This window comes from Micromonospora sp. NPDC050795 (genome assembly GCF_044456785.1).
Lineage (GTDB): Bacteria > Actinomycetota > Actinomycetes > Mycobacteriales > Micromonosporaceae > Micromonospora.
The window spans coordinates 1-1,828 of record NZ_JBITGE010000101.1 but is presented as its reverse complement, the minus strand read 5'-3'; the positions used below and the strand labels follow the sequence as shown (position 1 = coordinate 1,828).

The window sequence follows — 1,828 nt, the reverse complement described above, 5'->3', positions numbered from 1 at the left end:
GTCGCAGAACCAACTACCGGAGACCTCTTCAGTTGTCGATCACCGCCACGCCGGGACCTTCACCGGCCACCACGACTTATGAAACACGCCTTAGTGCTGTGACCACTAACGTTCACCGGGTTGTCGGTGGTGTTGTGCGGTGGTGGTGACGCCGCCCGGGGTCCGGGTGGCGATGGTGAACGCCGCGGCACCATCACGTCGCCCGACGAAACCGCAACTCCTGCACATCAGGGTCCGCCCGCGGGGCTTGACCACTCTGCGCCGGCACACCGGGCAGGTCGACGACGTACCTCGCTCATCGACCAGATACACGGTGATCCCGGCCAGCTCCGCTTTGTCCTTCAGGACCGCGATCGACCGGCCGAGTTGCCACCGCCGCAACCGCAGGTTGTGCCGCCGACGCCGCAGATGTGTTCCGCGCCGGCGGCACCTTGCCTACGTACCTGCCGATGTGGAGACCGTGCTCGTGATGCCGGTCGTCGACCCGCCGGCACCGAACTACCGGCGACCCGATGACGTCGCCACCAGCGCGATAGTGATCTCGCCTGGCTCCCACCGAGACGGGGCCGCCGGCCCTACAACATCTCCAGTGGTTGTGGGCCGGTAGGTGGCGGGAATGCCATGTCGAGTGCCGTGACGTCCTCCTCGGTCAGGTGCAGGTTGCGCGCTTCCGCGTTCTCCCGGGTGTGTTCCGGGTTGGACGATCGAGGAATGGCCGCAACCATGTCCTGCCTCAGCACCCAGGCCAGCGCGACCTGAGCGGGCGTCGCCCCGTGCCGCGCGGCGACCTGAGCGACCTGGTCGTGGCCGAGCAGTCTGCCCTGTTCGATCGGGGAGTACGCCATCACCGGGATCCGGTGTTCACGTAGCCAGGGCAGCAGGTCGTACTCGGGGCCACGGCGGGTGAGGTTGTACAGGATCTGGTTGGTCACGCAGTCGTCCCCGCCGGCCTCGAGCAGCTCGGTCATGTCGGAGAGGTCGAAGTTGCTCACGCCCCACTGTCCGATGTCACCGGCGTCGACGAGTTCGGCGAACGCCTCGATCGTCTCCGTGAGTGGATGGTTGCCGCGCCAGTGCAGCAGATAGAGGTCGATGTGGTCGACACCGAGTCGTTGCAGGCTACGGCGGCAGGCCTGCACGGCCCCCTGGCGGCTGGCGTTGGACGGCAGCACCTTGTCGACCAGGAACACATCGTCGCGTCGTCCGACAATGGCCTCGCCGACAAGTTCCTCGGAGGCGCCATCGCCGTACATCTCCGCGGTGTCGATCAAGGTCATGCCCAGGTCCAGGCCGGCGTGCAGGGCGGCCAGCTCATCCCGTCGCTTCGCGGGACGCTCACCCAGGTACCACGTGCCCTGGCCGAGCACGGGCATGGTCTGGCCGGACGGCAGTTCGATCGAAGCGGTAGGGAGTGTCATGTCGGCCTTTCCGGGGCCTCGGCGCCAGTGGGGTCAGTGCGCGTTACCCGCATCGACAGGAAACAGTCTCCGTAGGACGACCTTTCCTCCGCGCAGACCTGCCTGATCGGCGAGGCGATGGACCTGGCCTCTCTCGGGGTGGCCATCGCTGACCACCACCCGCATCCGGCCACCGCGGCACGCCCGGTGGCGGGATGCGGCGTCTGTCCGCGGGCTCCGACCTTCTGCGGACGCCCTGCACTCGCACCCCGGCTCTCCATCTGTTTGCCATAGACGACCCTGGGTAGGCGCAGTCGGTGAGCGGGCCAGAGGCAGACCTAGACGAGTAAGTCCTAACGACCCCGGGGTGTGGGCATAGACGAAGGGTGTTGAAGATCTGTTTGTGACGACAGACCTCAACACCCTTCTGA

Annotated in this window: 2 protein-coding genes; both read right to left on the bottom strand. The window is 66.6% G+C overall.

From position 1 onward, the window contains the following. Positions 1-105 precede the first annotated feature (105 nt). A complete protein-coding gene (locus ACIBEF_RS32345; RefSeq protein ID WP_396797216.1) occupies positions 106-381 on the bottom strand; it encodes a zinc ribbon domain-containing protein in 276 nt (91 codons plus the stop codon). Between the two features lie 194 nt (positions 382-575). Next, on the bottom strand, positions 576-1,418 hold the full coding sequence (locus tag ACIBEF_RS32340) for an aldo/keto reductase (protein WP_396797215.1): 843 nt from the start codon (positions 1,416-1,418) through the stop codon (positions 576-578). Positions 1,419-1,828: the final 410 nt, after the last annotated feature.

Bases quoted from the DNA above. Each gene is read 5' to 3' on its own strand.
- ACIBEF_RS32340 (WP_396797215.1), bottom strand. From the start codon at position 1,418: ATGACACTCCCTACCGCTTCGATCGAACTGCCGTCCGGCCAGACCATG.